Origin of the sequence: Bacillus sp. 0102A, assembly GCF_036765155.1 — a bacterium.
Lineage (GTDB): Bacteria > Bacillota > Bacilli > Bacillales > Bacillaceae > Bacillus > Bacillus subtilis_G.
The window spans coordinates 108,487-135,483 of sequence record NZ_JBAIZW010000001.1; the positions used below are offsets into that span (position 1 = coordinate 108,487).

Genomic DNA, 26,997 nt, shown 5'->3' on the forward strand with positions numbered 1-26,997 from the left:
TTTGATTCATTCTTTTTGGTCCGCCGGTTCAGTCAGTCCGGAATCAGCCAATACAAATGCTAAATCCTTCTTCAGGCCATACCAGTTTTTATTGGTATGCGCCGCCACCATAACTGCCCCGTCCTGTGAGCGCAGCCAAATTCTTCGGTGCTGCCAGTACATTCCTTGAATGACACCGATCATAAAAATAGCTCCGCCGACGGCAAGCACCCAAAGTGTCAGATCCTTTCTGACTGTAAGTCCGGTAATGCTTTTCGTTTCGACATGGTCAAATTTCAGCTTGTATTTATTGCTGCCGGAGCCTTCGATTGTTTCTTGGATGGCGACAAAGCTCTTTTCACCCTTCGGTTTGTCTGGTGTTATGACATTAAAGACAAAAGCCGGATTGTTAGGGATCTTTGTTTTCGTGCTCGGTTCCCCGTCCTGATTAAAATAGAAGTCGGGCAAGTAGCTGGCGATTTCAATTTTGTAACCGTTGCCAAGATCATAAACCGAATTTGGATCCAAAAGGTTGATCTTCATGCTCCCAAAGGATTTTTTCGTTTTTTTGTCTATAAGCTGAAACACCATTTGATCAAGCTGATTCTCTTTATAATCCACCTGGTAAACGGAAAAAGAATCAAAACGCAGCGGCTGATTGACACGGATATCCTCTTCTGATATTTTTTTCAGTTTTGGCTTCTCACCGTAAACAATTTTTCCTTCTCTCTTGTAGAGTACGGCATCTGTTTGAAAGTTCTTTGCCACTTTCCCGTCCCCGACTCTGTCAATGGCATCTGCGAATACCTTTTTTTCCGTTTTACTGTTATAGGTCTCTACGCTGAATTGATTGTTTTTTAAATAATATTTACCGTCTGTTCCCGGTATTGCCGCGGTCTCGCCTTCTCTGACCCAAAGCGTCTCATCAACGTACATGCCAGGCACAAATCTCAGCATCGCACCAATCAGAAAGATAATCAATCCAATGTGGTTGACATACGGGCCCCAGCGGGAAAAACGCCCTTTTTCGGCAAGAATGCTTCCCTCTTTTTCTCTGATTCTATAATGCTTTTTCTTTAAGAGAGCTACAACCTTTTCTTTTACTTCCCCATCCAATCCAGTATCCGTTTCACTGAACAAGCGCTGCCTTCTTAAAAAAGCAGGACTCCTTTTGACACCTTGTTTCTTTAACGCCCTGTACAACGGAATGACCCGATCGAGGCTGCAAATCACGAGTGAAATGCCGATCGAGGCGATAAGCAGCAAATACCACCAAGAACCATATAAATGATGAAATCCGAGCAAATAATAAAGCTGACCAAATGTGCCGTACTGCTCTTTGTAATAGGTGTCAGCCTGTGCGCCCGGCGGCAAATAGGCTTCTTGGGGAAAAATGGTGCCGAACGCTGATGCAGCAAGGGTTATCATGATCAGCCAGATTCCAACCTTAACCGAAGAAAAGAAATTCCAAATTTTATCAATAATCGTTTTGTTATAAGTTTGTGAACGCCTTGCGCTTCCGTCATATCTCATATCAGCAAGCGGAGGCTGAGTGACTTGGAGAGCTCTTCCGCACGATTCACATAGAACGGTTCCGACCGGGTTTACATGTCCGCATTCACATTTGACTTGCTTCATTCCGAAGTCTCTCCGGGTTTTATCAGATTCATATAATCATGGATCATGCTTTCTGTCATAGTGCCGGTCACCACCTTGACAACTTTTCCTTCCGGATTGATTAAAAAGGTTGTCGGAAGCGGAGATACGTCATAGGCCTCAAGCACTTGGCGATCTGTATCCAGAACAACCGGGAAATTGACTCCGTAGGATTTCATAAAATTATGTACTGCTATCTTTGACTCCCCAACATTTACCGCGACAACTTCAATACCTTTGTCTTTAAAATGCTTATATTGGTTCGCCATATAAGGAAATTCTTTTTTGCACGGTTCACACCATGTACCCCAGAAATTCAAAAAAACACCTTTCCCTTTTAAATCACTGAGCTTGATACGCTTCCCATTCGTATCTTCAAGGACAAAATTCGGTGCGTCGGACCCTTCGGATATGCTCTCTTTGCCGGCAAATACAGCATTGTAAATCGTATAGCCAAGCGCGCAGATTAAAACGAGAAGGATGCCGGTCCGAATGAATAAACGCCTTTTTTTCTTCATTGTCCACTGCCCCCTTCCCCCTATTGCAGATCCATTCAATTATATCATTGCACATTCATTTCACATTTCTTACTTTTTGAAGGTTATGTGAAATTTAGAAAGCGTTTTTACCGTGCTCCGCCAGCGCTCTGAGTCTTTTGACTTCATGCGGCGTAAGTTCTCTGGCATCTCCCGTGTGCAAGCCTCGCAGGTTTAAAAACGCGTATTCTTCGCGCTTCAGCTTGATTACCTCATGCCCGATCGCTTCGAACATGCGCCGCACCTGTCTGTTGCGTCCTTCATGAATTGTCAGCTGAATAATGCTTGTCTGCTTTTTCTTATCCAAAGACAGAAGCTTCGCTTTAGCAGGCGCCGTTTTGCCTTCTTCCAGCATAATTCCGCGCTCCATCTTTCTGAGCAGCTCTTTAGGCGGAATGCCTTTCACCTTCGCCACGTATGTTTTGTCTATTTCATATTTAGGATGCATCAGCTTATTGGCAAACTCGCCGTCATTGGTTAAAAGCAAAAGACCGCTCGTATCATAATCCAAACGCCCGATCGGATAAATGCGCTGCGGGACTTCTTTAAAAAAGTCCGTCACGACTTTGCGTCCTTTGTCATCTTGGGCTGCAGAAATAACGCCTCTTGGTTTATATAAGAGAAAGTAAACCGGCTCTTCGCGTTCAACCTTTAACCCGTTTACCTCAACCTGATCAGAACCGGTGACCTTAACACCAAGCTCTGTTACTACTTTGCCGTTCACCTTTACTTTTCCTTCTTTAATCAGCTCTTCTGCCTTTCTGCGCGATGCAAATCCGGCATGAGCAATCACTTTTTGCAGTCTTTCCATGTCTTTCACCTCAAGTATTATCTTACTTTTTTCGACCTGAACAAACAAGCTTTTTCAGACTGTATGCGCCCAATCTAAAAAAACGCCGTTTTCAGGCGCCCCCAAATAATAACGTAACGATGATGATAGATGCAACTACACCGATTAAATCAGCAAGAAGTCCCACCTTTAATGCATCACCCATTTTTTTAATGCCGACTGCCCCGAAGTACACAGTCAGCACATAAAGCGTTGTATCCGTTGACCCCTGCATAACGGATGCCAGTCTGCCGATGAAGGAGTCCGGCCCGTAAACTGCAATTATATCGGTTGTCATACCGAGTGCAGCCGTACCGGAGATCGGGCGGATCAGGGCAAGCGGAACCACCTCAGCGGGTATACCGATAGCGGAGAAAACCGGTTTTAAAAGGTCCATTATAAAATCAAGCGCGCCTGATGATCTGAAAACAGTAATGGCGACAAGCATTCCGACTAAGTAAGGGATAATGGAAAAGGCGATCTCTATCCCTTCTTTTCCGCCTTCGACAAATGATTCATATGTGGGAACCTTTTTGATTGTTCCATAAAGAAGAATGCCGGCAATAATGATCGGAATCATGGCTAAAGACAGCCAATTAATGATTTCCATCCGCTCACCTTCCCTTCTTTTTGCGGCGGTAATAAAAATACCTGTCAATGATAATGGCGCCGATTCCAGAAATGAGGGTCGCCAAAATACTTGGTCCGACGATATCTGTCGGTGTTTTGGAGGAATAAGCCATTCGGACAGCGATTACGGTTGTTGGAATGAGAGTGATGCAGGACGTATTGACAGCTAAAAAAGTAATCATCGACCGGCTTGCTTCCGATCGGTTTCCATTCAGCTTTTTCATTTGCTCCATTGCTTTAATGCCCAGCGGAGTTGCCGCATTCCCAAGGCCGAAGAAGTTCGCCATGAGATTAGATAAAATGTAGCCCATCGCCGGGTGATCCGGAGGGATATCCGGGAACAGCTTAGATATAAAAGGCCTGCACATCCGGCTGAAAATATCCAAAAGCCCTGACTGCTCGGCTATTTTCATTAAGCCAAGCCAGAAAACAAGCACGCTCATCAGCCCGAATGAGATCGTAACGGCTTCCTTTGCCCCCTTAAACACAGCTTCATTTACATCTTGCAAGGTTCCGTTGCACATCGCAAAAACAAGTCCGATCACAGTTAAGCTGACCCATATTATATTGACCATTTTGCCCCGCCAGCCGCATTCAGAAAGATTGATTTGAACGTTTCAAAAAATTGTTTCTTCGGTTTTTGATTTCGTTCATTTTCATAATAGATCGGCACATTTGCGATGGTTTCATCGTTAAACATGATCTTCATGTGCCCTACGATGTCGGGAATCTTTGAGGCATCTTTTTCCCATGCTTTTTTCGGTTTAAGCAGCGTGGTTTGAATGTTGACTTCTTCTTTTTCCTCTTCAGTCAGCAAATAGGTGATGTCCCGTTTAATAAAAGCCTTAGATTCATAAAATGTGCCATTCAGCTTTGGAATGTCCCCTTTTTTCGCGATTAAATAGGTTTGATAATGATTAAACACATAGTTAAACATTTTCATATGATCATCCCAATCGTCAGGATCATTGATGGTCACGGCTATCAGGTCAATGCCATCTTTTGTGGCTGTTGAGACCAGTGTCCGTTTTGCAAGTTTTGTATAGCCTGTTTTTCCTCCTGTGCTGTATCGATATAACATCGTCAGCAGTTTATTTTTGTTTTTCCAAACGCTTTCCATCGTTTCTGCTTTGTAGACTTTTGTGCCTGAAATTTTTTGATAGTCTTTCAGCTTCATAGCGTATTTGGTTAAAATGGCCATATCAAAGGCTGTTGAATAATGGTTTTTGTGGTCGTCCAATCCGTGCGGGTTTTGAAAACGGGTATTCTCCATGCCAAGCTGCTCGGCTTTTTGATTCATCATATAAATAAATCCATCGAGACTTCCGCCGACATGTTCAGCAATCGCAACAGCGGCGTCGTTTCCTGATCTCAGCATGAGGCCGTACACAAGATCTTTTAGTTTCACTTTTTGGCCTTCTGTTAAATAAATGGCAGAGCCTTCTGTTCTGACAGCATTTGCCGAAACCGTCACCGTTTCATCCATTTTGCCGGATTCGATGGCGAGAACAGCCGTCATGATTTTTGTGATGCTTGCAATCCGCCTTTTTTCATGCTCGCTCTTGGCAAATAACACTCTGCCTGACGCTCCATCAATGACAATCGCACTTTTTGCACTGACATCTATAGCAGCATGTGCTGTGTTCACATTTACATTTGCAAAAAGAAAAGAAATCATAACCATGAATACTGCTTTTTTGAAAATGCGCATGTTTGCTCACGTCCTTGTGGTGGTTTGTACAAGTTTATGCGCATGTCCACCAGTTATGAATACCAATTATAGATCTGCAGGCAAACATAAAAAAACTCTCCCTGAAAAAGGGAGAGTAAACGTTATCTGATTGGCGCCATGCTTGATCCGGACGCTTCGTAATGAGCCAGCTCTTCTCTCATTCTCAGAAAGGCTGCGCTCAGCGGCAATAATAATTGCTCAAGCGACGCAGGAACAGCATGGTAAAACTCAATTGCGCTGACCCCGGTATAAGACGCCCGGCTATTTTCACACCACGTGTCCTTTTTCGGCATAAAGAACTCTTCAATGCATTGGTGATACACCTTGTAAAGTGTTTTTCCCGCTCTGGCTTCTTGAAAAGGCTCCTGCATCAGGAGACGGCGGCACGCTTCTGCGCCTCCTTCACAATATACTGTCATTCTTCTCAGAGTGCTCAGCACATCACAGCAGTATCCTTTCTCAATAGGCAATTCAGCCTGCAAGGACGCAAGCGTTGTTTGGTTTAGGTAATCGTTAACAGTATTGACAACCATTGATAAGAATTCGCCTGTTTTTTGAGTCTGCGCTCGCACAATCGAATGTCCCATTTCGTTTGGTATCTTCCCCTCATGTCTTTGTCTCTCACATTTTGCTTCTTTCATAATAGCTTCTTTCCTTATATCTTATGATGATGAAAAAGCGCGATTCATTAAACTTCTATTTTATATCTTCGAAGGTTTGGTTAAAGTTTTCAAAAAATAAATCTGCTTCTTCTTGAAGAACGTCTTCTTCCGCATTTTCAGGCAGCGGCGGAAGCTCGTCCAGCGTTTTTAAACCGAATTGTTCAAGAAAAGTCGGCGTGGTGCCGTATAATATGGCCCGTCCCGGACCGTCAGCCCGTCCAACTTCACACAATAAAGCCTTCGCGACGAGGCTATGTAAAATCCGCTCTGATTTCACGCCTCTGATTTCTTCAATTTCTGCTCTGGTAATCGGCTGTTTATAAGAAACAATGGCCAGCACTTCTAATGAAGCTTGAGAAAGGCCCTTTGACGGCACTTCTATTAGTTTTTTCAAATACGGCGCAAAGGCTTTTTTGGTAGAGAGCATGTACGTATCTGCATATGTAATAAGTTCAATGCCCCTTGCATCCCCGCGGTATTCGTCAGCCACCTCGGCCATGATAGTATTCAGTTCAGGCTCTTCGATTTCAAGCACTGTTAACAGCTGCTTTTTTGTGAGCCCTTCATCGCCTGCCGCATAAAGAAGGGCTTCCACTATAGCTTTCCAATTCACGATATCAAGCCCCATGAATGGATTCACTCCCCGTAATGTAAATATCTGAAAAATTGTGCTCCTGTTCAATGAGAATCCGCTGATTCTTCATCAGCTCGAGAACAGCTAGAAAAGTTACAACCAAATGGTCTTTTTGCTCATACGGAAACAGCTCCATAAAGTTGATTCTCGTTCCTCTTGATTTCAGGCTGTGCACGATTTCGTTCATTCTGTCTTCGATTGGTATTTCTTGTCTGGTAATTGTTGTTTCCATCGGTTTTGTTATTTTTTTGCGTTTCAGCACTTTTTGAAAAGCCCCGATCATGTCATAGACCGTGACTGAGAGCTTTTGCTCAGACTGTTTGACTTCTTTTGCATATTCACTCAAATCACTCGGCGGTTTCGTGAACGATTTTTGTCTTTCTTCTTCCCGTTCTTTTAAATCCTTCGCCGCATCTTTATATTTTCTATACTCAATCAGCTTTTCAATCAGTTCCTCCCGCGGATCCTCTTCTTCAAGTAATTCATCTTCAAAAAGCTCCTCCTCTTGCTTCGGGAGCAGCATTCTGCTTTTAATGCTGAGCAGCGTGGCAGCCATGACCAAATACTCGCTGGCCATATCGAGCTCAAGCACACGCATCGTATGTACATATAATAAATATTGTTCAGTGATCTTCGCCACAGGGATATCATATATGTCAATTTCAAGACGATTGATTAAATGAAGCAGCAGGTCCAATGGGCCCTCAAACGTATCAATTTTCACTTGATATTCTTCCATCATCTCACCATTTTCAAGTATCACTCTCATTGCCGGATAAACTGGCTATCCTTTAGTATAAGCCACCAAAAAGCTCTCGTCCAATACTATTTCATTTCCTGTTTTGAAGCTATTTGTACTGAATATTCAAAACAATAAAGGAGTTGCGAGAAAGGCCCCTGCGGCGGTTTCCCTTTCAATTGTCGTGATAAACAAAGAATCAATCAGGGCTGAGCGTTTTTTTCTTTTATTCTTCCTATGTTACACTGAAAGCACATTAAAGGAGGAAGCGTCGTGTATCCGAAAGCTTATATTGATTATCTCGTTGAATTTCACGCAACACGGGATTATTTTGAATGCCATGAAATATTAGAAGAATATTGGAAGGAAGATCCTCCAAATCAACGAAAAATGTATTGGGTCGGCTTTATTCAGCTTGCGGTTGCTTTGTATCATCATAGAAGGCAGAATACAGCCGGTGCAAAACGACTGATGGCGAACAGCATCCGGATTCTTCAAGCCGAAAAACAAGCGGTCGAAGACTTGGGACTTGATCATAGCCGTTTACTTGAGCTTATGCAGTCGGTTTACGAACAAATCGAAATGGGATCTTCCTATAAAAGCATCATGCTGCCGATCAAAGATGAGAAGCTGGAGGAAACATGCCGCATTGTATGTCAGAAAACAGAGTACACATGGGGGCAGCCCAGCACAATCACCGACACATTTCTTATTGACAAGCACCGTTTGCGGGATCGGACTGAGGTCATCCTTGAGCGTGAAAAAGAGATAGAACGGAGAAAAAAAAGCAGAGGCTGATGACAGCCTCTGCTTAATTATTGTATGAAATGTCTTGATCCTGCTGACCTTGACAACGTTCGAAAAAGCTCTGCGTTAATTCATTCGGAACCAATATCTGCGTTTTGAATAAATGCTTTAAAGCATCCATCATCTGTTTTCCGATTCCTTGATGGCGATGAGAAGGATTCACACTGATATGCCGGATTTCAACCTCGGAATCCTTTTTTTCGACTCCGATTGCTCCGACGATATCCTCGTCCTCTTTCCAAAGAAAGAGCTGGCGGTCTGTATCCGTTTCGTAGTCCTTAATTGTCTGCTGAAGCTGCTTAAGGTCTTTTTCATTCGGCATGAACGAAAGAAGCCCCATCGCAATCTTTTCAAACGATTTTTTATAACGAATTAACATAAAAACCCCTCTATATCCAAAATGTCCAGTCTGGCTATTAACGGATACGAAAAGGTGATCCGTTTTCTCACATTATATCATTTTCGCCATATTTTTAAACTGTTTTCAACAAATTATTCAAATGAGCGGTTTAAATTTGCCATTTCTATGGCAGAAACAGCGCAATCTACACCTTTGTTGCCTGCTTTCGTGCCGGCACGCTCAATTGCCTGCTCGATGTTTTCAGTGGTGACAATGCCAAAGATGACAGGTACGCCTGTCGTGTTTGCTGCTTGCGCGATGCCTTTTGCAGCTTCATTGCAGACATAATCATAATGTGTCGTCGCACCTCTGATAACAGTGCCCAATGTGATAATCGCGTCATATTTTTTTGTTTCCGCCATTTTTTTGGCGGCAAACGGTATTTCAAATGCGCCTGGAACCCAAGCCACATCAATATCATTTGTGTCTACGCCGTGTCTGAGCAACGCATCTTCTGCACCGCTTAGCAGCTTGCTTGTAATAAAATCATTAAATCTGCCTACTACAATTCCGATTTTAAGACCTGTACCAACTAAGTTTCCTTGTATGATATTCATATGATTCCCATCCTTTTTTGTGATATTTGTGATTAGAAATGAAGCAAATGACCCAGTTTATTCATTTTCGTTTGCAAATATTTTTTATTGTGCTCTTTTGCCTCCATTTGAAGCGGCACTCTTTCTGAAATGCTGAGTCCATAGCCTTCAAGACCGGCGATTTTTCGCGGATTATTCGTCAAAAGCTTCATATTCCGCACACCGAGATCGCGTAACATTTGTGCCCCGATGCCATAGTTGCGAAGGTCCGGCAAGAATCCAAGCGCTTCATTAGCTTCTACGGTATCATAGCCTTGTTCCTGAAGCTTATAAGCTTTTAATTTATTGATTAAACCGATGCCTCGGCCTTCTTGGCGCAAATACAAGAGCACTCCCCGGCCTTCAGCGGCAATTTGCGCCAGCGCGGCGTGCAGCTGCGGGCCGCAGTCACAGCGATGAGATCCAAACACGTCACCTGTGAGACATTCTGAATGCACCCGGACCAATACCGGTTCTTCACCGAACGGCACATCTCCCATCACAAATGCGACATGCTCTTTTCCGTCTACCTCATTTGTGTATCCGTAAACCTTAAATGTGCCAAAATCAGTAGGCAGTGTGATGTCTACTTCGCGCTCAACAAGTGTTGTCAGGTTGTAACGGTATTGAATCAAATCTTTAATGGTAATCATTTTTAATTGATGCTTTTTCGCAATTTCAATGAGCTCGGGCACTCTTGCCATCGTTCCGTCTTCATTCATAATTTCACAAATGACGCCGGCTCCTTGGGATCCGCAGGCTTCAGCAAGGTCAACAGCAGCTTCTGTATGGCCCGCTCTTTTCAGGACACCCCCTTTTTTCGCAATGAGCGGAAAAATGTGCCCCGGACGCTGAAAATCAGACGGCACGGATTTGCTGTCCAGCAATGCTTGAACGGTAAAAGATCTTTCTTGAGCACTGATACCCGTTTTCGTTTTGCGGTGGTCAATGCTTACCGTAAATGCAGTATGATGAGAATCTGTATTGTGCTCAACCATTGGGTGTAGATCAAGCTTGTCCGCGATTTCCTCACTAAGCGGCGTGCAAATCAGTCCTCTTCCGTGGGTCGCCATAAAGTTAATGATTTCTGGGGTTGCATGCTCGGCAAGAGCCACAAAGTCTCCTTCATTTTCTCTGTCTTCGTCATCTACAACGATGATGACTTCACCTTTTTTTAAAGCGTCTAGTGCTTCTTCTATCGGATGAAACATGCGAATCTTCCTCTCTAAAAGCCGTTTTCGCTTAAGAAGGCTTTTGTAATGGTTTGTTGGGTCTTATTTTCATTGGCTTTATGCAAAAAACGATACATATATTTTCCGATCATATCGCACTCGATATTCACTGTAGAGCCGATTGTTTTTTCTGAGAAAATCGTTTCGCTGATGGTATGCGGTATTAAAGAAATCGTCACTGTATCTTCCGACAGGCCGAATATGGTCAAGCTCACGCCGTCCACGGTAATGGATCCCTTTAGGACCAATGTTTTTGTTAAAGACGGGTCCATCTTTAAATCATAGTAAACAGCGTTGCTTTTCTCTTCAATTCGTGCAATTTCAGCAGTTCCGTCGACATGTCCGGAGACAAAATGGCCTCCGAATCGGCCGTTTGCCGCCATCGCTCTTTCCAGATTTACTTTGCTTCCTTTTGATAATTCATTTAGTGAGGTCGCTTTGACTGTTTCAGGCATTACATCTACTGTGAATTGATTTTTTGTAAAATCGGTGACAGTCAGGCAAATGCCGTTCACCGCAATGCTGTCGCCCAGATGAACATCCTCTAGTATTTTTGAGCATTTGATTGTTAAGGCCATTGAATGCCCTGCTTTTTTCATCGATTCGATTGTGCCTGTTTCTTCTATAATTCCTGTAAACATGGTCACCATCCTACTCGTTTATCGGTTTTGCCGTTAGTTTGATATCACGGCCGATTTGGGTTATATCAGTGAATTGCAATAAGGGGACATCTTTCATTGATTGAAAACCTTCACCGGAGATTAAGCTGGGAGCATGCGTTCCTCCGATTAGTTTGGGGGCAAAATAGAAGATGATTTCTTGAAAACAGCCTTCTTGGACAAAGCTTCCGTGAACAGCAGACCCGCCTTCCACATACACAGACATAATGCCTTCTTCTGCAAGGATTTTCAGAACATCAGGAACTTGAATGTGATCTGTTTCAAACGTAAATATGTTCACTCCCAAAGCTGAAAGCCGTTTTTTCTTTTCCTCGTCTGCGCGTGCCGTTGTGAAAATCCATGTCGGCGCTTCCTGATCGCAAATCACTCGGACGTCCTCAGGAATCGAGAGTTCGGTGTCAAGGATCACCCGAACCGGCTGTTTTGCCACATTCGGCAGCCTGCAGGTTAAGCTCGGATCGTCGGCTTTCACGGTGCCAACTCCGACTAAAATGCTTTGGTGTGTTTTCCTGTATTGCTGAGCATCCTGTCTTGCAGCCTCTGACGTGATCCATTTGCTCTCGCCCGTGCTGGTGGCTGTCTTTCCATCAAGACTGGCGGCAGCTTTTAGCGTGACGTAAGGGAGGCCTGTCCTCATGAAGTGCAGGAATTTTTCATTCAGCTTCTCCGCCTGGTCTGCCAAGATGCCTTCCTTTACTTCAATACCGGCTTCTTCAATCATGTTGACTCCTCTTCCAGCCACAAGCGGATTAGGGTCTCTCATCGCCACAAACACTCTTTTGATTCCAGAGTTGATAATCAGCTCTGCACATGGCGGTGTTTTTCCGTAATGGCTGCACGGTTCGAGTGTCACGTAAATATCAGCACCCTTTGCGTGGGAGCCGGCCATATGGATGGCATGAACTTCTGCATGAGGTTCCCCATATTTTAAATGGGCGCCCATTCCGACAATTTGTCCGTCTTTTACCACAACAGCGCCGACGAGCGGATTAGAATCGGTCTGTCCTTCGCCCTGCTTCGCAAGATCTAATGCCAGCTTCATATAATACTCTTCCATTTATTTCCCTCCCCTCTTTTATTGATTTACCGTCAAAAAGCCCCGAATTTATGAAAAATCCGGGGCTTTAGGTATTTTACGCAATAAGAAATAACACTATGCATTTTTGAACCATTTGCATAGCGGCTCATCATCCTTCTCCCATCCAGACTCTCACTGTCGGCTTCAGCTTAAACTGAATCCACCGCGCGCTGATGCACACGGGTCACGGGCTCTAAAGCGCATTCGCTTTACTACCGCCGGTCGGGATTTCCACCCTGCCCCGAAGGATACAATCTTTATTTATTTGTCCTTATTGGCTATTATAGCGATCCTTCTTAAAGTACGCAATGAAATAAACTTACAATTTAAGAAAACAAAACATCACCCTTCAATCCGAAAGGTGATGTTTTGTTAATCATTCACTTTGGCAACTTTAATTAATCCGTCGATCCGCTTTGATTTGCTGAAGTATGCCTTAATCTTGTCGCCTTCTTCTATATCAGACAAATCCTGATTTAATTTTTTTCCATTGAAGATGATTTTCGTGCCGTTTTCGGCTTCTCCATGATATTCAGAGCCGTCAATTTCCGTCACTTTATATTCCTGAATGGTGTATTCCTCTTCTTCCGAGGACAAGGTTTGTCCAATTGCTGTCGGAACATCCTTCAGCTCAACACCATTTATGTACATATAACCGCCTGCAAGTAAAAGCAAAAGCACTAACAGAATGGTAATCTTGGTTTTTATTCTTCCCATTTTTAAACCTCCAGCCGATATGAATCTATTCATTCATATGAGTTATTCCACTTTTTCATGAATAAAAAACCGTCATTTCTCGTAAATTATTAATATAACGATGCATAACGAGAATATGTTTCACCTTTCTGCAATTTCTTTTCTATAGTTATACGAATTTATGTTCTGGTTTTGGGGGATGAATATAAAAAAGAAATAAAAAAAGCAGCCCCTGTTCGGAAGCTGCTCAATCCTAATTTGTTTTACGCATTTCGTTAAATGGGAAGAACACAAACTTTGACGTGCCGGCAATTTGTTTTTTCGTGAAGAGGCCAAGCCCGTTTCGGCTGTCCATTGAGTTCCGCCGATTATCCCCCATCACAAAATACTTGTCATCAGGCACTTTCACCGGGCCGAAATCATCGGTCAAATGGTCATAATTGTCCTGCTTCGCTCTCTTTTTATTAGCTGCCAAATAAGGCTCGGCCACCTTTTTCCCATTGATATAGAGCTGGTCGTTTTTCATTTCAACCGTATCTCCAGGCAGGCCGATAATCCGCTTGACATAGTGGACATCATCCCCGTTTAGCACGATGATATCCCCTCTCTTAAACTCACCTATGTACTTGACTGTCATATTGACAAATACCCTTTCATGGTCATGAAGGGTAGGCTCCATGGACTCACCATCAACGACATACGGCGCAAAAATAAAATGGCGGATGAGCAAAGCGAGAACGACAGCAATCACAATTGCTTTTGCCCATTCTAACATTGTTTTTTTCTTCGAAACATTTTCTGATTTCAACTGATTTCCTCCAATAAACAACGGTCTTCAAATTTATGTTATCACGAATCGAAAAGAAATCCTATCAGGACCATTGACATGATTTTACCCTCTATTAATCTTCATCTTCTACCCGAATCATGCCTATCTTTTTCTTGTCAATCACCAGCCCTGCATCAAATGTCGCTTGGGAAATTGGAGTCCAGCTGCTTAGTTCAACATAACCGGACTGAACAACAACATCAGCATTTGTATAATACGTAGGGACATCCGCAAAGTAATCAAAAAAATAATCGCATAATTCAGAAGCAATGGACTTGGAAGAAAGAGTGAACTCGTATGCTAAATCTTTAGATAGGATATAAGTCATGAGGTGACGGGCAGTCTGTTCATCTGCTGCATTCCATTGATCGCCAAGTTCATGATACCCATAGCGCTTTACAAAATGATTCACGTCATGAAGGGTACTGGAATGTTTACGGCAGCCTATTTCACAGGTGATATTACCGGCATCCCGTTTTGCTTTCATGATGTGTTTAAAATCATTGAAGCTCGAAAACAGGGATCAGCCTCCAAAAAACAAATCCAATATGTTGCCGGCTGTTGAGGATTCTTTATTATAAAACTCTGAATATCCGCAATTCTTGCAGTACACCACTAGAAAACGGTTATGCTGCACGTCAAACAACTTTGATAATCCCGTGCCGGTTGTGGCGATTTCTTTTTGACCAGCTTCAGTGCTTCCGCATTTTATACAGCCTTTGTTGTTCATAACGCCAAACTCCTTTTCATCACATTACGTTTGATTTTGATTTATTTTACTACAAAATACCATTTTTATGAACGATGTAACTTTAAAGTTTTCTTAATTTGACATATGAACTCCATACAAAAAATCCCATTATGCAACTTGAATTGGAAGCGAATACGCATGACTCGCTAAACAAGATGAAATGATTGAAGAATCTATCACCTTTGCACGACTTCATATAAAAGATAATTATTTTCACCAATAAGTTTACGCTTAACGCCTCTAGCACTAATACATATAAAAAATAGAATAATATGAAAGGAGACTCGATAGTGTGATTGTTTATCCTATCAATATAAACAACATTTCCGGAAACAGCGTAGTGAACGTAGGCGGCGCTTTTATGATCAGGCCATTAACTGTGTCCAAATCTGTGTCTGGTTCCGGCGGCTCGCATACGGGAATTGTCATTGAAAACAACTTTGTAAGCCAAACTAATTAACCATCAATTTACTGATCAGAACGTGACCAAAATATTTTAATTAATTTCATCATCAAGCGAAAGGCAGGGAAACACTCGCCGCATCTTCACTTCAACCTAATAATGCCTGTTTGTTTTTACCGCCTCAGCACTCGGACGGTTTTTTGGTATATTTTAGGAAAACAAAAAAAACTCCCTCGATACGAGGAAGCCTTTTGCCTGCCGATTAGCCTTCTACACGAACTTCTTTCATGACGTCGCCGTTAGACATGTTTTTCGCGAATTCAAGTCCGCTTGTTACTTTACCGAATACAGTGTGAACCCCGTTCAAATGAGGCTGTGGCTCATGAACGATGAAAAATTGGCTGCCGCCAGTATCTTTTCCTGCATGTGCCATAGAAAGCGAACCCGCTTCATGAGTGTGCGGGTTTCCTTCTGTTTCACATTTGATTGTGTATCCAGGACCGCCTGTGCCAGTTCCGTGCGGGCAGCCTCCTTGGCTGACGAAGCCCGGAATCACTCGGTGGAATGTAAGCCCGTCATAGAAACCTTCGTTCGCAAGCTTTTCAAAGTTTGCGACAGTGCCCGGTGCAGCTTCAGGGTAAAGTTCAAATTCAATTTTGTTGCCGTCTTCTAATAAAAAGTAACCTGTTTTCAATTGTATGCCTACTTTCTTTATTTTAATTTTCAAAGGAGATTATGTATGATAGGTTATAGCCTGTCTCTCCTTGTCGCGGCTATTATACCACACCTTTCGGGGGAAAACGAATCTTCCGGCTTTAGTAAAAAATAAAAATGAAACCTGAATGTCTTTATCTCCGTCTAACCTAACGGAACTGTCTTTTCATCATGATTCAGGTCCTCGCAAAGCAGCTCTATCCAGCTGCTTGTGAAATTGAAGGAGGTCAAACTGCTTTGAAAAAAATATGGATTGGAATGCTGGCAGCGGCCGTTTTGCTGCTGACGGTTCCGAAAGTCAGTCTCGCGGATGCCGCAGTTGGAGATGTCATTGTCACACTGGGTGCTGATTTGTCAGAATCTGATAAACAAAAAGTGCTTAATGAAATGAATGTCCCTGATAATGCCACAACGGTAACGGTGACCAATAAGGAAGAGCATGAATATTTAGGAAAATATATATCGAACGCTCAAATCGGATCAAGAGCGATTTCTTCATCGTCGATAACCATCGCCAAAAAAGGCTCTGGACTGAATGTTGAGACACATCATATCAGCGGCATTACAGATGAAATGTACCTAAATGCGCTGATGACAGCCGGTGTTAAAGATGCGAAGGTGTATGTGACAGCACCGTTTGAGGTATCCGGAACTGCGGCTTTAACCGGATTAATTAAGGCGTATGAAGTTTCTTCTGATGAAGCGATCTCAGAGGATGTTAAGCAAGTAGCCAACCAAGAGCTTGTCACGACATCAAAGCTTGGAGAAAAAATCGGTAACGAAAATGCGGCTGCACTGATTGCAAAAATCAAAGAAGAATTTGCTAAAAACGGTGTGCCTGACAATAAGGCTGACATTGAAAAACAAGTGGACAACGCGGCTTCTGACTTAAACGTCACACTTACAGATAGCCAAAAAGATCAGCTTGTCTCCTTATTCAATAAAATGAAAAATGTTGACATCGACTGGGGACAGGTCGGTGATCAGCTTGATAAAGCGAAAGATAAGATTACGAAATTCATAGAATCAGATGAGGGAAAAAACTTCATCCAAAAAGTTATTGATTTCTTCGTATCTATCTGGAATGCGATTGTTTCTATATTCAAATAAGAAAAGGCGCCGAGAGATTCGGCGCCTTTCTTATTGCTTTACACTCGTTTTAAAGGGCAGGTCAAGTTTGACAACATCCTCGTATGTTTCTCGCTTCACGACTAAATGGGCCTCTCCATTTTCTACAAATACAACGGCAGGTCTCGGGATTCGATTGTAATTGTTGGCCATGCTGTATCCGTATGCGCCTGTACAAAAAACGGCAAGAAGATCGCCTTCTTTTACTTCTGGCAGATCAATATCCCAAATCAGCATATCACCGCTTTCACAGCACTTTCCGGCAATCGATACGGTATTGTCATGTGCTTCTCCGATACGATTGGCTGTCGCTGCTTCATACTTAGCCTGATAAAGTGCAGGACGAATATTGTCGTTCATGCCTCCGTCTACAGCCACATACTGGCGAACGCCAGGCACTTCTTTTTGAGAGCCAACCGTATAAAGGGTTGTGCCAGCATCTCCCACGAGAGAACGCCCCGGTTCGATCCAAATTTCCGGAATGTTAAAACCGTAACGGGCAGCATTTTCTTTCACAGCATCGATAATTTTTTCAACGTATTCAGTAGCGTGAAGCGGTTGATCTTCTTCGGTATAACGGATGCCGAAACCTCCTCCGAGATTCAACACCTTGGATACAAACGAGTATGATTCTCTCCACTCATCGAGTTTTTTGAAGATTTTTTCCGCTGCTAACACAAAACCGGCCGTATCAAAAATTTGCGAGCCAATATGGCAATGGACACCCAGGAGCTGAATGTGTTCTGAGTGTAATACTTGCTCAATCGCCCGTTCAGTTTGTCCGTTATGAAGATCGAAACCAAACTTCGAATCTTCCTGGCCAGTTGTAATGTAGTCATGCGTATGCGCTTCTACTCCGGGCGTGATTCGAAGAAGAACATCGATGGAGTGTCCCGTTTCTTTACATAGGTCTTCCAAAAGCGAAATTTCATAGAAATTATCCACCACAATGCAGCCGATGCGATGCTCAAGTGCCATCCGCAGTTCTTCCCTGCTCTTGTTATTCCCATGAAAGTGAATGCGTTCTGCAGGGAAGCCCGCTGCAACAGCTGTATAAAGCTCTCCACCGGACACGACATCTAAAGAAAGTCCCTCTTCCTCAGCAAGCTGAATCATTGCAACTGATGAGAATGCTTTGCTCGCATATGCCACCTGTGCTTTCAGCCCTGCAGTAATAAATGCCTGCTTAAAGCTTTTAGCACGCTCACGTATTAAAGCCACATCATATACGTAAAGAGGTGTTCCATGTTTTTCCGCTAAATAAAGAGCGTCCACACCTCCGATTTCTAAATGCCCATGTTGATTTTGTCTGCTTGTGCCATGTAAGAACAATGTCATTCCCTCTTTCTTCGCTTATGGGTGAAAAGGACAGTTTTATGGACTGTCCCTTCATAATTAAGACATACATTATCATACTCTTCAGTCAGTTTCAATGCGATTATGAATTGGTAGGTTGTCTTAAGCGATTTCTTGGGTGAACGATACTTGGTCTTACTTTTGCGCCTGGTTTCGCTGTGCGGACCAGTACCTGCCACAGCGCCTTGCCGTTAAAGGGCATCAGCGGCCATAAGTACGGTGTTTGCAGGGATTTGATGCTGGACATGGCAATAATTAGCACTGTAAAACCGATAACAAGCCCTTTTACATGAAATAAGGCAACGAGTATCATGAGGGCAAGTCGGCTCATTTTATTTGCCAAACTCAATTCATAACTAGGCGTCGTAAAGGTTCCGATCGCTGCAAGTGAGACGTATAGAATCACCTCTGGTGAAAACAGGCCGACTTCAATGGCAATCTGTCCGATCAGCACAGCAGCAATTAATCCCATTGCTGTCGATAAAGCGGTCGGTGTGTGAATGGCGGCCATTCTGAGAAATTCGATTCCTAAGTCAGCTAAGAATATCTGCAGGATGATCGGGATATGCGTATCTTTATTTAAACCGATAAATTTCATATTCTCGGGCAGCAGGTCCGGCTGCAGCACAAAGAGAAACCAGATCGGGAGAAGTATAGTGGATGCCATGATACCGAAAAATCTCACCCATCTTAAAAAAGTACCGACTGCAGGCGCCTGTCTGTATTCTTCAGCATGCTGGACATGGTGGAACAATGTCGTCGGTGTGATAATCACACTCGGCGATGTATCAACCATGATGACGACATGGCCTTCAAGCACATGATTGGCCGCGACATCGGGTCTTTCAGTATAGCGGACGAGCGGATACGGGTTGTAGCCTTGTTTAATAATGAATTCCTCTACTGTTTTGTCAGCCATCGTTAAGCCGTCGACATCAATGGCAGCAAGTTCTTTTTCCACAATATCTACCAGATCCGGATCTGCAATATCTTCAATATAAATAATGCTCAGATCCGTTTTTGATCGCTCGCCAACCTTTGTCATCTTAATGCGAAGTCGTTCGTCTCTGATCCGCCTTCTGAGAAGAGCCGTATTGACGACGATATTTTCAACAAATCCGTCTCTGGCTCCCCTGACCACCTTTTCCGTATCAGGTTCTTCCGGATTTCTGCCCGGATAGCTTCTGACATCAATAATAAATGCGAAGCCCGTGTCTTCAACAATAACTGCGACTAATCCCGACAGCAACTGGTCAGTTGTTTCATCCAGCGTTTTTACTTTTTCGACCTGGGCGTTAAGAAGCCTGTTTTCGACAATATCGACCAGATGATCTGGATCCTCATCCCGATTGTTAATGGCAACGAGTTCTCTCATTAAATGAATGATAAAGGCCGTATCACATAATCCATTCAAATAGTAAAGCTGGATTTCTTTGTCTAAAATGGTGAGCTTGCGAATCCCTACATCGTAGCTCGTTCCCATCCCGACACGGTTTTTAAAGTATGCTTCATTTTTGTCTGGATTCCGATAAACCCGGATTTTCTCTTTCTTTTGGTCCGGCATGATACCCGCTCCTTTCTAAAATAAACTCGACCGCTTTCATGGTGATGGGCGACCCTTTTGAGATATCGTCTTTTCTGCCCATTTTGCCAATATCCCCAATACCGACAATAAGCGGGAGATCAAGTTTATCAAGGCAATAGACTGTATCTCCGTTCATTCTGTGTTCATCAAATTCCCGTTCTCCGACTTTATCTACACCGTATTCAGTTATTTCTCCATTGCGGTCAATGCTTACATCAACCCTAGTCCATTCTGCCTGATGTGTTTTTGATGCGACCGCAATCACACCGAGCACTTCAATTGACGGATGGGTTGCGACATAGGTTAGAGCGGCTTCTCCCGGACCCTCTCCTTGAAGGCCGGAGTCATCAAACATGACAAATACGGGATCATACGGTGCTGAGGTGATCAGCTTGACAAGCTCCGCGCCGCTGCGAATGGAGGGATTGCCCTTTGATTGTGATATACATCGCCCTCCCACTTTGCTTGCGGCGTATTCAATTGTTTTAGCGGCATATACATCCCCGTCTGTTACCAGTATGACCTTTCGTTTTGTCGTCATGTCGGCATTATCCTTTCGGTTTGAAAATAACAGCTACGATAAAGGCGAAGAGAATGGCGGCTGAGATACCAGCAGAGGTCAGCTCAAAAATCCCCATGCCGATTCCGATAAATCCATGTATATGCGCCTGGTGCATGGCACCGTGCAGAAGGCTGTGGCCGAAGCTGACGATCGGAACGGTGGCGCCTCCTCCGGCAAATTCAATAAATTTATCGTAAATGCCGAAACCATCTAAAATCGCGCCACTCACAACAAATGTTGTCATGACGTGGGCTGGCGTCAATTTAAAAATATCCAAGAGCAGCTGGCCAACGATACAAATGGCCCCGCCGCATACAAAAGCCAAAAGGTAGTCCATGTTAAGATGCACCTCCCGCACGCTCAAATACAACCCCGTGGGCAATGGTCGGGATGGTTTCTTTTTGCTGGATCATCGTCGGGCTTAACAGCGCTCCAGTCGCCACGACAAATACACGGTTTAATTTTCCTTCTCTCAGCTGCTTAAAAATGTGAGAGTAGGTGACAAGCGCTGAACAAGCACAGCCGCTCCCTCCGGCAAAGACCTGCTGATCCGGTGTATAAACTAAAAGCCCGCAATCATCATGTTTTGTGCCGACCGGATAGCCATCTTCTTTTAAAAGATCTTTTACGATGGGAGATCCGACGGCGGATAGGTCACCTGTCAGAATCAAATCATAGTCATCAGCTGTCCGGTTGAGATCTTTAAAGTGCTGCTTAATCGTATCTGCTGCCGCCGGAGCCATGGCGGATCCCATATCAAACGGATCTGTAATTCCTAAGTCAGAGACCTTTCCGACAGTCGCGCTTGTGATTTGGATATCACCCTGTGTCTGACTGATAACAACAGCTCCGCTTCCGGTCACAGTAGAGGTGGCGGTGTCCGGTTTTTGACCCCCGTATTCCGTCGGATAGCGAAACTGTCTTTCCGCTGTAGCATTATGACTGCTGGTGGCAGCGAGCGCTCTCTTGGCAAATCCGCCGTCAACTAAGGCTGATGCGACAGCCACTGTTTCCATTGATGTTGAACAGGCGCCAAACATACAAAGAAACGGGATGTTTAAGTGTCTTGCCACATAGTTGGCCGTTACATTTTGATTCAGCAAGTCACCTGCCAGCAATAGATCAATATCATCTTTTGTCAGATTACTTTTTTGAAGCGTTGTATTAACAGCATCTTCCATCAGCTGGCGTTCAGCCATCTCCCAGCTTTTTTGATTACAGTGCATTTCATCATAGGTTTTATCATATAAAGAGCCGAGCGGTCCGTCTTTTTCCTTCGGTCCTGCTGCTGTTCCCGCCGAGTTTACAAATAATGGATTTTCAAATACCCAGGTTTGCTTTCCTGTTAATTTCATTTTTCTTCTCCTCCTATGACATCAGTTTCTCAAAAGCAAACCGAATCATTCCGACGATGTACGCAGCCACAACACCGAAAACGATGACATTCCCCGCCAGTTTAAACATGTTTGTCGCTACTCCGAGCACGAACCCTTCGCTTTTATATTCAAGAGCCGCGCTTGCCATGCTGTTGGCAAAACCTGTGACCGGCACGGCTGAACCGGCGCCTGCAAACTGCCCGATTCTGTCATAGATGCCAAACCCGGTAAGCAAGGCTGAAATTAATATCAGTGTTGCCGCCGTTGGATTTCCCGCTGTTTTTTCATCAAAATCGAAAAAATGAATATAAAAATTTTGCAGACCTTGTCCGATCGCACAGATCAGACCGCCTACAAGAAAGGCTTTGACACAATTCCAGACGTAAGGCGGCTTAGGCTGATATGTTTTCACTTTTGATTTGTAGTTTTCTTTTATGTTTGTCATCTTGAAACCTCCTTATGAATGATCAATAAAATACAGCCAGTGAAATAAAGACCCCGCTATTTTCCCAATCACGATGGCCATTAACAAAATAATGATTTTACTTCTGAGCCCGATTCGTTTTGCTAAAATCGGCAGGACATTTAAAACCTCAGTAAGGGCAGCTGCGAGCATCCCGACAAACACACCTGCCAGCAGCCCGACCGGTACGGCAATCCATTTTGTTAAAAAAAGATGGTTCATATGAAGCGTCTCCCATCCCCCGAAAACAGCGCCAAGTATAACAGCTGCTTCATAGGCCTGAACGAATCTCATCGTTTTGGTGAGCTGCATCAGCCGCGGAATGATTCCCATTACGGTTAAAAAAGCAACGAAGCCAGCCCCCACCGTGATGCCTCCGCCGAGCCCGACAAAAATAATGAGCAATGCACTAACGATCATGCAGGTCCTTTATTGTCTCTTGATTCTCATGCATGGCCACATAGTGATCGAGATCAAGCTGATAGTTAAACATCTCAACCTCCAGCGGACTGGGCTCTTCATTAAGGCGCTTTTTAAAGATATGGTTAAAAAACACGATCATCCCCAGTCCCAAACCGATGCTGTATGGGATTTGAAGCAAGTATGGATAGTCATTCCTCTCTCCGGTTATGATTTCATATAGTGCGATATGAACATCTCCCATGCTTACATCCTCATGAAAGTTCATGATGGCAAGACACGATCCGATAAACAGAAGCAGCCAGACACCGATAAACAGAACCGTTGACATTTTCCGTTTGCGATATTGAATTTCGACAATGGTTTCTGCTCCGCCAACTGTTTGAACATCAAGTGCCGGATCTTGTAAATGAATGGCTTTGAGGACTTGTATGATATCCAGAATTACGATATTTTTATCTTTTTCGCTCACCTGATAAAGCGGCATAGCCGAAAGTTTCTTTTTCAGCTGAATCTGTCCTTCAATTTGCGCGGCATCTCCAACCGTGATGATATCTCCCGGATGGGCCAGCACCCTGTGGCGAAGTCGGATATATATACGTCGTTCCATTATTGATCACCATCTTTCGGTGGTTATATATGTAGTATGTGGTTCGATTTTGTTCTCATTCATCCGCTCGAAAAGACCATAAATTACCACGCTTTTTGCACACAAAAAAGCCAGCCTGCATGGCAGACTAGCTATCCGGATGATCCATTTGAACCTTGATCTGTTTCAATATTTTCTTTTCAAGCCTTGAAACCTGAACTTGAGAGATCCCAAGCCGCTCAGCCACCTCAGACTGCGTTTGGTCTTTATAATATCTGAGATAGACGATTAGTTTTTCCCTTTCTTCCAAATCTCTGATCGCTTCTTTCAGTGCAATTTTGTCAAACCACTTTTCTTCAGAGTTGTCAGCGATTTGATCAAGCAGGGTTATTGGATCTCCGTCATTCTCATATACCGTTTCGTGAATCGAAGACGGCGCCCTTACCGCCTCTTGAGCGAGTACGACATCTTCAGCTTCAATCTCCAAATGGCCGGCGATCTCCTGCACTGTCGGCACTCTGCCCAGTGTTTTTGAAAGCTCATCTTTCGCGCGCCGGATTTTGTTTCCGAGTTCTTTTAATGACCTTGATACCTTTACAGTTCCATCATCGCGGATAAAACGCTGAATTTCACCGATAATCATTGGTACTGCATACGTTGAAAAACGCACGTCATAGGTTAAATCAAATTTGTCAACAGATTTTAACAGCCCAATGCAGCCGATCTGGAAAAGATCATCAGGCTCATATCCTCTGTTTAAAAACCGCTGTACGACAGACCAAACAAGACGCATGTTTTTTTCTATGAGGAGGTCTCTTGCCTGCTGGTCGCCATTTTGGCTTTGTTTGATTAATTCCTTTACTTCATGGTCCTTCAGCTGAGCGTTTTTGCCGTTTTTCTTAACCTCCACATCCATAACAAATCTCCTTAATTACAAAGCGCTTTGCTTTTTGATAAGTGCTTTGTTAAGCGAATCGTTGTCCCCATCTCAGGCGATGAATCGATACTGACATCATCCATGAAATTTTCCATAATGGTAAAGCCCATTCCAGATCGCTCAAGCTCAGGCTTAGTCGTGAATAAAGGCTGGCGGGCTTCGTCAAGATCTGTAATGCCCATGCCTTCATCACGAATGGTCATATATACGACATGATCTTCCAGCGTCACTGAGATGTAAACTTTTCCGTCACAGTTCTCTTCGTATCCATGGATAATGGCATTCGTTACAGCCTCTGACACGACTGTTTTGATTTCGGTCAGTTCGTCCATAGTCGGGTCTAGCTGGGCAATAAATGAAGCAACTGTCACACGGGCGAACGATTCATTCTGGCTGAGGGCAGAAAATTCAAGATGCATTTCATTTTTCATGATGCCACCCCCAGTGTCAGCAGCGCCTTCTGCTCAGATTGTTCAAATCTGATAATTTTAAACAGGCCCGACATATCAAACAGCCGCTTCACCGCAGGGGAGATAGCGCAAACGACCATTTCCCCGCCAGTTTGCTTAATTTGCTTGTATCTTCCTAAAATGACGCCAAGCCCCGAGCTGTCCATAAAGGAAAGGTCCTCCAAGTTCAGTACGATATGGCAAATATCATCCTTCTCCAGTGATTGAGTTACTTTGTGTTTTAGGGTTTCAGCCGTATGGTGATCGAGTTCGCCTGTTAATCGAATACAAAGCACAGATTCTTTGACATGCATGTCAATTCCAAGGCTCATGCTCATTCCTCCTTGATATGATCGGATAATGAGTGTTTCGATTTCGACGGAATAAATTCCTTCACCGTGACAAAACTAGTGGTCATTCGGCATAATTACTTAAATTTTGTCCAGTCTCCCATCGTCCGCTTCAAGAATGTTAAGAAACCGGCTTTCTTCATATCTTCTTTAGCAGCAACAGGACTTTCAGCAAGCACTTCTCCATCCTTTTTCAGAACGAGTGTGCCAAGCTCCTGGCCTTTTTGAATCGGAGCACTTACATTGTCATTCATTTTGATTTCTTTTTTCACATTTTTCATATCCTCGCCTTTTTTCGTCAATATTGAAATCGGCTCAGAAGTAGTGAGTTCGATAAATGTTTGTTTTCCTTTTTTGACCTTTACTTTTGCTACTATTTCATTTCGTTTATATAAAGGATGTGTTTCGTATTGACTAAAAGCGAAATCAAGCATCTTTGTCACTTGCGCGTTTCTTTCTTTAGGTGTACTCGCCCCGAACACAACCGCAATGGCCCGCATGTTTCCTTTTTTAGCCGAAGCTGTCAGACAATATTTCGCCTCTCCTGTATAGCCCGTTTTCACGCCGTCTACACCAGGATAAAATTTAATAAGCCGATTCGTGTTGACGAGCCAAAACTTTTTATCTGTATTTTCCCGCAGGTAATCCTCATACGTGCCTGTAAATTTCGTGATTGATTCGTATTTCAATAATTCCTTAGCCATGATTGCCATGTCATAAGCAGAGCTGTAATGGCCCTCCTCGGTCAATCCGGTCGGGTTTTTAAAGGATGTGTTTTTCAAGCCCAGCTCTTTTGCTTTTTTGTTCATCTTGTTTACAAATTCTTCTTCAGAGCCGGAAATAAATTCAGCCATCGCTACGGAAGCGTCATTTCCCGAAGCGATTGCGATGCCTTTCAGCATTTCTTTGACAGTCATTTCCTCACCTGACTCGAGGAAAATTTGTGATCCGCCCATTGAAGCCGCATGCTCACTTGTACGGACCTTATCATTCATTTTGATTTTGCCTTCATCTAAAGCTTCCATAATTAAAAGCATCGTCATAATTTTCGTCATGCTTGCAGGAGCCAGTCTCTCATTGCTGTTCTTGTTGTAAAGCACTTTTCCCGTGTCACGTTCTATCAGCACCGCAGACTTCGCTTCATGAGCAAGCTCCGATGTGCCTTTTCCGTCTTGTTTTGCAAATGCAGACGGTGCAAATGTAAGCAGCATTATACCAATCAACAAAGTGGATAAAAGACGTTTCATCTCAAAAGCCCTCCATTTCATAATCTTTTTTATTTTTTCCAAGCGGGATGGTTTTATACGCCACTGATGGAAAATGTTTCGTATCTTTTTTGGGCATAAAAAAAGACAGCTGCGTCATGTCAGACACAGCTGTCTTTTGATCTTGTTATTGTTTTTATTCGTACTGAGCGACGACTGCTTTTACGAGCTGCAAGAATCCTGCTTTTACTTTTTCCGTCACTTCCATTACTTCATCATGACTTAAAGGCTGATCCAGAATTCCGGCTGCCGCGTTAGAGATGCAGGAAATGCCAAGGACACGCATTCCGGCATGATTAGCCACAATAACTTCCGGAACAGTGGACATGCCGACTGCGTCAGAGCCCATTGTTCTTAAGAAACGGACTTCTGCCGGTGTTTCGTAAGAAGGTCCTGTCACAGCGGTATACACGCCTTTTTGGATCGGAATGTTAAGGTTTTTCGCAACCTTTTCAGCCAAGCCGGATAGATCTTTGTCATAGGCTGAAGACATATCTGGAAATCTGGCGCCGAAATCGGCTTCGTTTGGCCCGATTAACGGATTTGTTCCCATAAAATTGATATGATCGGTAATGATCATTAAGTCTCCCGCACGGAATTCAGTGTTGACGCCGCCAGCGGCGTTTGTCACGATCAATGCTTCCACGCCGAGCGCTTTCATCACACGTACAGGGAAAGTGACTTTCTCCATTGAATAGCCTTCATAAAAATGAAAACGGCCCTGCATCGCAATGACGGAAGCTCCTTCAAGGGTGCCAAGCACAAGCTGGCCGGCATGTCCTTCAACAGTAGATACCGGGAATTCTGGTATGTCTTCATATTTCAGTTTGACCGGATTTTCGATTTCGTCTGCCAAAATGCCAAGACCAGATCCTAAAATAAGGCCGATCTTTGGAGATTCCGGCAGGTTTTGCTTAATAAAAGCGGCTGCGCGTTCGATTCTGTCTTTCAAGAA

Annotated in this window: 34 protein-coding genes, 1 pseudogene and 1 riboswitch; of the genes and pseudogenes, 3 read left to right on the top strand and 32 right to left on the bottom strand. The window is 43.7% G+C overall.

What is annotated here, in order from left to right:
- Positions 1–6: 6 nt before the first annotated feature.
- The 9 genes from resB to scpA all read right to left on the bottom strand — a co-directional run bounded on the left by resB (position 7) and on the right by scpA (position 7,397).
- Positions 7–1,617, bottom strand: coding sequence for a cytochrome c biogenesis protein ResB (gene resB / locus V6D41_RS00600; protein ID WP_333516942.1), 1,611 nt, complete (start codon positions 1,615–1,617; stop codon positions 7–9).
- Positions 1,614–2,153 (bottom strand): thiol-disulfide oxidoreductase ResA, encoded by a 540-nt coding sequence (gene resA, locus V6D41_RS00605; RefSeq protein WP_333516943.1) that lies wholly within the window; start codon positions 2,151–2,153, stop codon positions 1,614–1,616. The genes resB and resA overlap by 4 nt, the downstream gene beginning before the upstream one ends.
- 94 nt (positions 2,154–2,247) lie before the next feature.
- Positions 2,248–2,982, bottom strand: a complete 735-nt coding sequence (gene rluB, locus V6D41_RS00610) for a 23S rRNA pseudouridine(2605) synthase RluB (protein ID WP_087990578.1) — start codon at positions 2,980–2,982, stop codon at positions 2,248–2,250.
- Between the two features lie 91 nt (positions 2,983–3,073).
- Positions 3,074–3,610 (bottom strand): spore maturation protein SpmB, encoded by a 537-nt coding sequence (gene spmB / locus V6D41_RS00615; protein WP_087990579.1) that lies wholly within the window; start codon positions 3,608–3,610, stop codon positions 3,074–3,076.
- A 4-nt stretch (positions 3,611–3,614) separates the two neighbouring features.
- Positions 3,615–4,205, bottom strand: coding sequence for a spore maturation protein SpmA (gene spmA / locus V6D41_RS00620; protein ID WP_024121904.1), 591 nt, complete (start codon positions 4,203–4,205; stop codon positions 3,615–3,617).
- On the bottom strand, positions 4,193–5,341 hold the full coding sequence (locus V6D41_RS00625) for a D-alanyl-D-alanine carboxypeptidase family protein (protein ID WP_333516944.1): 1,149 nt from the start codon (positions 5,339–5,341) through the stop codon (positions 4,193–4,195). Before V6D41_RS00625 ends, spmA begins: the two co-directional genes overlap by 13 nt.
- Positions 5,342–5,463: 122 nt before the next feature.
- Positions 5,464–6,003, bottom strand: coding sequence for a YpuI family protein (locus tag V6D41_RS00630; protein ID WP_148961448.1), 540 nt, complete (start codon positions 6,001–6,003; stop codon positions 5,464–5,466).
- 55 nt (positions 6,004–6,058) lie between these two features.
- Positions 6,059–6,652: an SMC-Scp complex subunit ScpB gene (gene scpB, locus V6D41_RS00635; RefSeq protein WP_333516945.1), complete on the bottom strand. Its 594-nt coding sequence runs from the start codon at positions 6,650–6,652 to the stop codon at positions 6,059–6,061.
- On the bottom strand, positions 6,642–7,397 hold the full coding sequence (gene scpA, locus V6D41_RS00640; protein ID WP_148961446.1) for a segregation/condensation protein A: 756 nt from the start codon (positions 7,395–7,397) through the stop codon (positions 6,642–6,644). The genes scpB and scpA overlap by 11 nt, the downstream gene beginning before the upstream one ends.
- A 273-nt stretch (positions 7,398–7,670) precedes the next feature.
- On the opposite strand from scpA, the gene V6D41_RS00645 reads away from it, so the two are divergent.
- A complete protein-coding gene (locus V6D41_RS00645) occupies positions 7,671–8,195 on the top strand; it encodes a DUF309 domain-containing protein (protein WP_333516946.1) in 525 nt (174 codons plus the stop codon).
- Between the two features lie 13 nt (positions 8,196–8,208).
- On the opposite strand, the gene ribT is transcribed toward V6D41_RS00645, so the two are convergent.
- From ribT to V6D41_RS00690, 9 genes are all read right to left on the bottom strand, one after another.
- Complete coding sequence (ribT, locus tag V6D41_RS00650) at positions 8,209–8,583, bottom strand: GNAT family N-acetyltransferase RibT (RefSeq protein ID WP_148961444.1); 375 nt, start codon at positions 8,581–8,583, stop codon at positions 8,209–8,211.
- 113 nt (positions 8,584–8,696) lie between these two features.
- The gene (gene ribH / locus V6D41_RS00655) at positions 8,697–9,161 is read right to left on the bottom strand and encodes a 6,7-dimethyl-8-ribityllumazine synthase (RefSeq protein WP_003223915.1); all 465 of its coding nucleotides are present in this window, start codon (positions 9,159–9,161) and stop codon (positions 8,697–8,699) included.
- Positions 9,162–9,193: 32 nt separating this feature from the next.
- A complete protein-coding gene (locus V6D41_RS00660) occupies positions 9,194–10,390 on the bottom strand; it encodes a bifunctional 3,4-dihydroxy-2-butanone-4-phosphate synthase/GTP cyclohydrolase II (RefSeq protein ID WP_333516947.1) in 1,197 nt (398 codons plus the stop codon).
- Between the two features lie 14 nt (positions 10,391–10,404).
- Complete coding sequence (gene ribE / locus V6D41_RS00665; RefSeq protein ID WP_333516948.1) at positions 10,405–11,052, bottom strand: riboflavin synthase subunit alpha; 648 nt, start codon at positions 11,050–11,052, stop codon at positions 10,405–10,407.
- A 10-nt stretch (positions 11,053–11,062) separates the two neighbouring features.
- Entirely contained in the window at positions 11,063–12,148 is a 1,086-nt protein-coding gene (gene ribD, locus V6D41_RS00670) for a bifunctional diaminohydroxyphosphoribosylaminopyrimidine deaminase/5-amino-6-(5-phosphoribosylamino)uracil reductase RibD (RefSeq protein WP_333516949.1), read from the bottom strand.
- A gap of 129 nt (positions 12,149–12,277) precedes the next feature.
- A riboswitch (FMN riboswitch) is annotated at positions 12,278–12,422 on the bottom strand.
- A 119-nt stretch (positions 12,423–12,541) separates the two neighbouring features.
- Complete coding sequence (locus V6D41_RS00675) at positions 12,542–12,886, bottom strand: hypothetical protein (protein ID WP_087990589.1); 345 nt, start codon at positions 12,884–12,886, stop codon at positions 12,542–12,544.
- A gap of 232 nt (positions 12,887–13,118) precedes the next feature.
- A complete protein-coding gene (sipS, locus tag V6D41_RS00680; protein WP_333516950.1) occupies positions 13,119–13,673 on the bottom strand; it encodes a signal peptidase I sipS in 555 nt (184 codons plus the stop codon).
- A 94-nt stretch (positions 13,674–13,767) separates the two neighbouring features.
- Positions 13,768–14,181 (bottom strand): hypothetical protein, encoded by a 414-nt coding sequence (locus tag V6D41_RS00685; protein WP_333516951.1) that lies wholly within the window; start codon positions 14,179–14,181, stop codon positions 13,768–13,770.
- A 36-nt stretch (positions 14,182–14,217) separates the two neighbouring features.
- Positions 14,218–14,424 carry a zinc ribbon domain-containing protein gene (locus tag V6D41_RS00690; protein ID WP_003223929.1) on the bottom strand — a complete coding sequence of 69 codons (207 nt, stop codon included), beginning with the start codon at positions 14,422–14,424 and terminating at the stop codon, positions 14,218–14,220.
- A gap of 313 nt (positions 14,425–14,737) precedes the next feature.
- Between V6D41_RS00690 and V6D41_RS00695 the strand changes: the two are divergent.
- Positions 14,738–14,945: pseudogene (locus V6D41_RS00695) on the top strand (spore germination protein).
- A 165-nt stretch (positions 14,946–15,110) separates the two neighbouring features.
- Here V6D41_RS00695 and V6D41_RS00700 read toward each other — a convergent pair.
- Positions 15,111–15,542 carry a peptidylprolyl isomerase gene (locus tag V6D41_RS00700; RefSeq protein WP_087990809.1) on the bottom strand — a complete coding sequence of 144 codons (432 nt, stop codon included), beginning with the start codon at positions 15,540–15,542 and terminating at the stop codon, positions 15,111–15,113.
- Positions 15,543–15,799: 257 nt separating this feature from the next.
- On the opposite strand from V6D41_RS00700, the gene V6D41_RS00705 reads away from it, so the two are divergent.
- Entirely contained in the window at positions 15,800–16,672 is an 873-nt protein-coding gene (locus V6D41_RS00705; RefSeq protein WP_148961438.1) for a DUF1002 domain-containing protein, read from the top strand.
- A 30-nt stretch (positions 16,673–16,702) separates the two neighbouring features.
- On the opposite strand, the gene lysA is transcribed toward V6D41_RS00705, so the two are convergent.
- The 13 genes from lysA to V6D41_RS00770 all read right to left on the bottom strand — a co-directional run bounded on the left by lysA (position 16,703) and on the right by V6D41_RS00770 (position 26,994).
- A complete protein-coding gene (lysA, locus tag V6D41_RS00710) occupies positions 16,703–18,022 on the bottom strand; it encodes a diaminopimelate decarboxylase (RefSeq protein WP_333517413.1) in 1,320 nt (439 codons plus the stop codon).
- Between the two features lie 106 nt (positions 18,023–18,128).
- Complete coding sequence (locus tag V6D41_RS00715; RefSeq protein ID WP_333516952.1) at positions 18,129–19,610, bottom strand: spore germination protein; 1,482 nt, start codon at positions 19,608–19,610, stop codon at positions 18,129–18,131.
- A complete protein-coding gene (gene spoVAEA, locus V6D41_RS00720) occupies positions 19,555–20,172 on the bottom strand; it encodes a stage V sporulation protein SpoVABEA (protein ID WP_087990596.1) in 618 nt (205 codons plus the stop codon). The genes V6D41_RS00715 and spoVAEA overlap by 56 nt, the downstream gene beginning before the upstream one ends.
- 7 nt (positions 20,173–20,179) lie before the next feature.
- Positions 20,180–20,530, bottom strand: coding sequence for a stage V sporulation protein AE (gene spoVAE, locus V6D41_RS00725; RefSeq protein ID WP_333516953.1), 351 nt, complete (start codon positions 20,528–20,530; stop codon positions 20,180–20,182).
- A 1-nt stretch (position 20,531) separates the two neighbouring features.
- Entirely contained in the window at positions 20,532–21,548 is a 1,017-nt protein-coding gene (spoVAD, locus tag V6D41_RS00730) for a stage V sporulation protein AD (RefSeq protein ID WP_148961945.1), read from the bottom strand.
- 13 nt (positions 21,549–21,561) lie between these two features.
- Positions 21,562–22,014 carry a stage V sporulation protein AC gene (gene spoVAC, locus V6D41_RS00735; protein WP_148961946.1) on the bottom strand — a complete coding sequence of 151 codons (453 nt, stop codon included), beginning with the start codon at positions 22,012–22,014 and terminating at the stop codon, positions 21,562–21,564.
- Positions 22,015–22,026: 12 nt separating this feature from the next.
- Positions 22,027–22,452 (bottom strand): stage V sporulation protein SpoVAB, encoded by a 426-nt coding sequence (gene spoVAB / locus V6D41_RS00740; RefSeq protein WP_148961947.1) that lies wholly within the window; start codon positions 22,450–22,452, stop codon positions 22,027–22,029.
- Positions 22,442–23,062: a stage V sporulation protein SpoVAA gene (spoVAA, locus tag V6D41_RS00745; protein ID WP_333516954.1), complete on the bottom strand. Its 621-nt coding sequence runs from the start codon at positions 23,060–23,062 to the stop codon at positions 22,442–22,444. The genes spoVAB and spoVAA overlap by 11 nt, the downstream gene beginning before the upstream one ends.
- Positions 23,063–23,189: 127 nt before the next feature.
- Positions 23,190–23,957: an RNA polymerase sporulation sigma factor SigF gene (gene sigF, locus V6D41_RS00750; RefSeq protein ID WP_087990601.1), complete on the bottom strand. Its 768-nt coding sequence runs from the start codon at positions 23,955–23,957 to the stop codon at positions 23,190–23,192.
- 11 nt (positions 23,958–23,968) lie between these two features.
- Positions 23,969–24,409 carry an anti-sigma F factor gene (gene spoIIAB / locus V6D41_RS00755; RefSeq protein WP_087990602.1) on the bottom strand — a complete coding sequence of 147 codons (441 nt, stop codon included), beginning with the start codon at positions 24,407–24,409 and terminating at the stop codon, positions 23,969–23,971.
- Complete coding sequence (spoIIAA, locus tag V6D41_RS00760) at positions 24,406–24,759, bottom strand: anti-sigma F factor antagonist (protein ID WP_087990603.1); 354 nt, start codon at positions 24,757–24,759, stop codon at positions 24,406–24,408. Before spoIIAA ends, spoIIAB begins: the two co-directional genes overlap by 4 nt.
- 95 nt (positions 24,760–24,854) lie before the next feature.
- On the bottom strand, positions 24,855–26,024 hold the full coding sequence (dacF, locus tag V6D41_RS00765) for a D-alanyl-D-alanine carboxypeptidase DacF (protein WP_333516955.1): 1,170 nt from the start codon (positions 26,022–26,024) through the stop codon (positions 24,855–24,857).
- 154 nt (positions 26,025–26,178) lie between these two features.
- A complete protein-coding gene (locus V6D41_RS00770) occupies positions 26,179–26,994 on the bottom strand; it encodes a purine nucleoside phosphorylase I, inosine and guanosine-specific (protein WP_333516956.1) in 816 nt (271 codons plus the stop codon).
- Between the last annotated feature and the right edge of the window lie 3 nt (positions 26,995–26,997).

Bases quoted from the DNA above. Each gene is read 5' to 3' on its own strand.
- rluB (WP_087990578.1), bottom strand. From the start codon at position 2,982: ATGGAAAGACTGCAAAAAGTGATTGCTCATGCCGGATTTGCATCGCGC.
- spoIIAA (WP_087990603.1), bottom strand. From the start codon at position 24,759: ATGAGCCTTGGAATTGACATGCATGTCAAAGAATCTGTGCTTTGTATT.
- scpA (WP_148961446.1), bottom strand. From the start codon at position 7,397: ATGGAAGAATATCAAGTGAAAATTGATACGTTTGAGGGCCCATTGGAC.
- spoVAE (WP_333516953.1), bottom strand. From the start codon at position 20,530: ATGGACTACCTTTTGGCTTTTGTATGCGGCGGGGCCATTTGTATCGTT.
- V6D41_RS00685 (WP_333516951.1), bottom strand. From the start codon at position 14,181: ATGAAAGCAAAACGGGATGCCGGTAATATCACCTGTGAAATAGGCTGC.
- spoVAC (WP_148961946.1), bottom strand. From the start codon at position 22,014: ATGACAAACATAAAAGAAAACTACAAATCAAAAGTGAAAACATATCAG.
- spoVAA (WP_333516954.1), bottom strand. From the start codon at position 23,062: ATGGAACGACGTATATATATCCGACTTCGCCACAGGGTGCTGGCCCAT.
- scpB (WP_333516945.1), bottom strand. From the start codon at position 6,652: ATGGGGCTTGATATCGTGAATTGGAAAGCTATAGTGGAAGCCCTTCTT.
- spoVAB (WP_148961947.1), bottom strand. From the start codon at position 22,452: ATGATCGTTAGTGCATTGCTCATTATTTTTGTCGGGCTCGGCGGAGGC.
- V6D41_RS00630 (WP_148961448.1), bottom strand. From the start codon at position 6,003: ATGAAAGAAGCAAAATGTGAGAGACAAAGACATGAGGGGAAGATACCA.
- spoVAEA (WP_087990596.1), bottom strand. From the start codon at position 20,172: ATGACGACAAAACGAAAGGTCATACTGGTAACAGACGGGGATGTATAT.
- spoVAD (WP_148961945.1), bottom strand. From the start codon at position 21,548: ATGAAATTAACAGGAAAGCAAACCTGGGTATTTGAAAATCCATTATTT.
- resA (WP_333516943.1), bottom strand. From the start codon at position 2,153: ATGAAGAAAAAAAGGCGTTTATTCATTCGGACCGGCATCCTTCTCGTT.
- sigF (WP_087990601.1), bottom strand. From the start codon at position 23,957: ATGGATGTGGAGGTTAAGAAAAACGGCAAAAACGCTCAGCTGAAGGAC.
- V6D41_RS00690 (WP_003223929.1), bottom strand. From the start codon at position 14,424: ATGAACAACAAAGGCTGTATAAAATGCGGAAGCACTGAAGCTGGTCAA.
- resB (WP_333516942.1), bottom strand. From the start codon at position 1,617: ATGAAGCAAGTCAAATGTGAATGCGGACATGTAAACCCGGTCGGAACC.
- ribE (WP_333516948.1), bottom strand. From the start codon at position 11,052: ATGTTTACAGGAATTATAGAAGAAACAGGCACAATCGAATCGATGAAA.
- V6D41_RS00625 (WP_333516944.1), bottom strand. From the start codon at position 5,341: ATGCGCATTTTCAAAAAAGCAGTATTCATGGTTATGATTTCTTTTCTT.
- V6D41_RS00715 (WP_333516952.1), bottom strand. From the start codon at position 19,610: ATGCCGGACCAAAAGAAAGAGAAAATCCGGGTTTATCGGAATCCAGAC.
- spmA (WP_024121904.1), bottom strand. From the start codon at position 4,205: ATGGTCAATATAATATGGGTCAGCTTAACTGTGATCGGACTTGTTTTT.
- ribT (WP_148961444.1), bottom strand. From the start codon at position 8,583: ATGTTAATTCGTTATAAAAAATCGTTTGAAAAGATTGCGATGGGGCTT.
- dacF (WP_333516955.1), bottom strand. From the start codon at position 26,024: ATGAAACGTCTTTTATCCACTTTGTTGATTGGTATAATGCTGCTTACA.
- ribH (WP_003223915.1), bottom strand. From the start codon at position 9,161: ATGAATATCATACAAGGAAACTTAGTTGGTACAGGTCTTAAAATCGGA.
- V6D41_RS00675 (WP_087990589.1), bottom strand. From the start codon at position 12,886: ATGGGAAGAATAAAAACCAAGATTACCATTCTGTTAGTGCTTTTGCTT.
- ribD (WP_333516949.1), bottom strand. From the start codon at position 12,148: ATGGAAGAGTATTATATGAAGCTGGCATTAGATCTTGCGAAGCAGGGC.
- V6D41_RS00660 (WP_333516947.1), bottom strand. From the start codon at position 10,390: ATGTTTCATCCGATAGAAGAAGCACTAGACGCTTTAAAAAAAGGTGAA.
- spmB (WP_087990579.1), bottom strand. From the start codon at position 3,610: ATGGAAATCATTAATTGGCTGTCTTTAGCCATGATTCCGATCATTATT.
- spoIIAB (WP_087990602.1), bottom strand. From the start codon at position 24,409: ATGAAAAATGAAATGCATCTTGAATTTTCTGCCCTCAGCCAGAATGAA.